The organism is Thermococcus sp. (assembly GCF_027063845.1).
Classification (GTDB): domain Archaea; phylum Methanobacteriota_B; class Thermococci; order Thermococcales; family Thermococcaceae; genus Thermococcus.
The window spans coordinates 1-2,798 of record NZ_JAMOQU010000117.1 but is presented as its reverse complement, the minus strand read 5'-3'; the positions used below and the strand labels follow the sequence as shown (position 1 = coordinate 2,798).

5 protein-coding genes are annotated in these 2,798 nt (G+C 58.5%); all 5 read left to right on the top strand.

The genetic code is table 11. The features are described from left to right. Nucleotides 1–749 (top strand): hypothetical protein (locus MVO87_RS09820; RefSeq protein ID WP_297553020.1); only part of this gene is annotated, 749 nt, incomplete at its 5' end. Nucleotides 750–755: 6 nt separating this feature from the next. Next, nucleotides 756–1,286 (top strand): hypothetical protein, encoded by a 531-nt coding sequence (locus tag MVO87_RS09815; RefSeq protein WP_297553018.1) that lies wholly within the window; start codon nucleotides 756–758, stop codon nucleotides 1,284–1,286. Nucleotides 1,287–1,290: 4 nt separating this feature from the next. Beyond that, on the top strand, nucleotides 1,291–1,821 hold the full coding sequence (locus MVO87_RS09810; RefSeq protein WP_297553016.1) for a hypothetical protein: 531 nt from the start codon (nucleotides 1,291–1,293) through the stop codon (nucleotides 1,819–1,821). Nucleotides 1,822–2,028: 207 nt separating this feature from the next. Then, on the top strand, nucleotides 2,029–2,463 hold the full coding sequence (locus MVO87_RS09805) for a hypothetical protein (RefSeq protein ID WP_297553013.1): 435 nt from the start codon (nucleotides 2,029–2,031) through the stop codon (nucleotides 2,461–2,463). 40 nt (nucleotides 2,464–2,503) lie between these two features. Beyond that, nucleotides 2,504–2,798, top strand: a 295-nt coding sequence (locus MVO87_RS09800; protein WP_297553012.1) for a hypothetical protein, incomplete at its 3' end; no start/stop codon positions are given.

Genomic DNA, 2,798 nt, shown 5'->3' with positions numbered 1-2,798 from the left:
CAAGTGTGTACAACCAAAAGGTCGGGCGCCGAGAGCTCCCGGTCGAGATGAAGAAGCGCTCGGGTGGGGTGGTTTCAGCAACTGAGATAGTCGAGCGGAGGAAAGAACTATCGAAGCCAAAGAACATCTACCAGTACCTCGGCGAGGTGCCGGAGTGGCTCAGTCGGGCCCTCGAAGACCCGCGCGAGCTCTCAGCTATGCTGTGGTATGGCGTTGAGCGCTACCTTAAGGAGAAGGCCAAGACTCACTCGGACGCCAGCATGTATGCCGACTTTCTCAAGAAGTGGCTCGGGGAGAACATCATCGGCGAGTACATAGACAGGAAGAAGAGGGCCCCGCTGACGTTCGCCGAAGCGATGGCGCTATACGCTGTGGAGCAGGCGGGCGGTGCTCTGGTCGAGGGTGGCATCCACGAGGTATATAGGAAGGTTGCGAGCCTCATACGTGCATGGCTGAAGAGGAATGCTAAGGCGGGCGAGCCTTACAGTACTGCCGTGCTGGCTTTCCTCAGAAAGCACAGAAAGATTTGCCACAAGGCGGACTACAACCACTTCACGGTGCAGGTCAAGTTTGAGGACGAGCTCGGAGAGAACGAGAAGGGCTGGCTTTGCGAGCCCACGATGTTCTACTTGGTCGCAGTGGTGCCCGCGACGGTGCTGAAGAGTCTTGGCTACGAGCCAGAATTCCCCTGGCCGTTCAACGAGATATATGAAAAGTTCGTTGCGGAGTTGAGGAAGGAGCTGAGGTGATGGGGTATGGTTAGGCTCGCGGACATCCCGGCGCCGGTGCTGGCTCAGATTGAGGAGTTCGTCGAGGAGAACTGGGGTAAGATGCCCGTCGTTAGCAAGTTCACCGACAAGACGCTCCAAGCCGAGATTGAAAGGCGCTGGGGGTACAAGCTCAGCCCCGCGCAGATAAGGAGGCTCAAGTATAAGACCGTCCGGCTGAGCAACGTTTACATCTCCCTCGACCACGCGAGGGAGCTGGAGAGGCAATACGGGAGCGTGGCGACCGGCGTGAAAAAGGCCGTCGCAAAGCTCATCGCCGAGATACCGAAAATCCCGGAGCCCTACGACCGAGCCTACGATTACCTGCGCGGGCGCGACTACGACATACAGGAGCTTATGGAGCGCATCCGGGAGCTCGGCTACGAAGACCCGCAGGAGGTCTTAAAGGTCTTCAGCAGAGAAGGCGTGATGATGTGGGAAAACGGGCGCGTGAAAATCCTAAACAGGCGCCGGCTAACCGACCTTGAGAAGCTCGGCTTCCTCGGCTTCGGCGTCTGAGGTGGTGCTTATGGAGACACTCCTAACCAAGGTCGCCTACGAGCTCAAAGAAGGGCGTCCAAAGCTCAAGCCGTCGCCGTTGGCGGTGGAGCTGAATGGGGGACCTCTCGACCAGGACAGGCTCGCGAGGTTGGAAAGGCTCTACCGGAAGGCTATGAGCACGCCGGCGAAGCCTATGAAGGGCTCAAGGGCCGTCGTGGTTGCCAAAAGGGGTGACACCATTTACTTCCGCCGGACGCCGGAGAAGCCACCGACCGAGGCGAAGCGGAAGGCGTGGGAGGAAATGGCAAAGCTGGCAAAGCTCGCCGGAGAGTTGAGCCACGAGGAGGTTGCGGAGCTCGTGGGTGGTGAGGTTGTGGACGTTGGCAGATACCTCGGCAGGCCGGGGCTCGTGGGTAAGAAGGCCGTCCTCGTTGACGGCCAACTGCTCACAAAGAGTCAGGCGATGGTGAAGCTGTTGAAGGGCAAGCGGTGGGCGAGACCGAGGACAAAGCTCGACAAGCTCCTCGACATCCTTGAGTGGGCGCTGGAGTGACTGTGCCACGCAACCTTTTCTTTTACATTTGTAAACTCAACCGTTGACCAACCACATGCGAAACATTGCTTTCTGCAAAGGGCGGGTTTTGCGGAGCGAAAGACATAAATATCTCTTTTGCAAAAAACATACACAGAGAACGAGACCGGGAGCCCTACCGGGGGCCGAAACCCGGCAACAAAAAGAACCACTGGAGGTGGTGTTGAGATGACGAAGATAAGGCCCCAGACCCTCGTTGCCGGTCTCGCCGGTAAGGCAACTCCTATGAATAACATCGGAGCTAAGGGATTCTACATCCAGAGCGTCGGTGCGCGCTGGTGGGTCAAGAAGAGCGGAGCTATACTCGCGAACCTCCCGTACACCATCGAGAGCCCGCACCTCGGCCAGATTGAGACCAGGCTGGAGTTCGCCAAGATTGCGAGCGCCACCAAGGGAATGCCTCTCGCCGAGAGGCTGAGGAGGATATCCGAGGAGATGAGGGGTTACCGCGCCCCAGACGCTATGAAGCCTGAGGAATACCCGAGCAGGGTCAAGAAGAGCTACCACACCGTCGCTGAGCTTGAGGCTATGCTTAGGGCGAAGAAGGGCGAAGAGTATGGCACATACAAGGCTGGAGAGTTCTTCAGAGGCGCTGGGCTCTGACGCCCACCCCTCATTATTTAGCGGATGGAGGTGACGCGAGATGGGATTTGTTGAGGACATAAAGAACATCTTCACGGAGAAGACCGTCGTCGGCCTCGGATACGCGACCGTCTCCGGCCTCGCCAGCGCCGTCATCGGTGGCGTCCTTGAGAGGGCCGGCAACGGCAACAAGTGGCTCGGCTACTTCGGAAACGTCCTTGGCGCCGGACTGATGAGCTGGGTCGCTGACAAGATGGGCCACCCCGAGTGGAGGGGCTACGCTGTCTTCGGTGCGCTGTTCCCGCCAATCTGGGAGTGGGTTAACGACAAGGTTTCGCCCGACCAGCTCGCCGATA

What these genes read in the sequence shown, in the direction of transcription:
- MVO87_RS09815 (WP_297553018.1), top strand. Translation starts at nt 756, where the DNA reads ATGGTTAGGCTCGCGGACATCCCGGCGCCGGTGCTGGCTCAGATTGAG.
- MVO87_RS09805 (WP_297553013.1), top strand. Translation starts at nt 2,029, where the DNA reads ATGACGAAGATAAGGCCCCAGACCCTCGTTGCCGGTCTCGCCGGTAAG.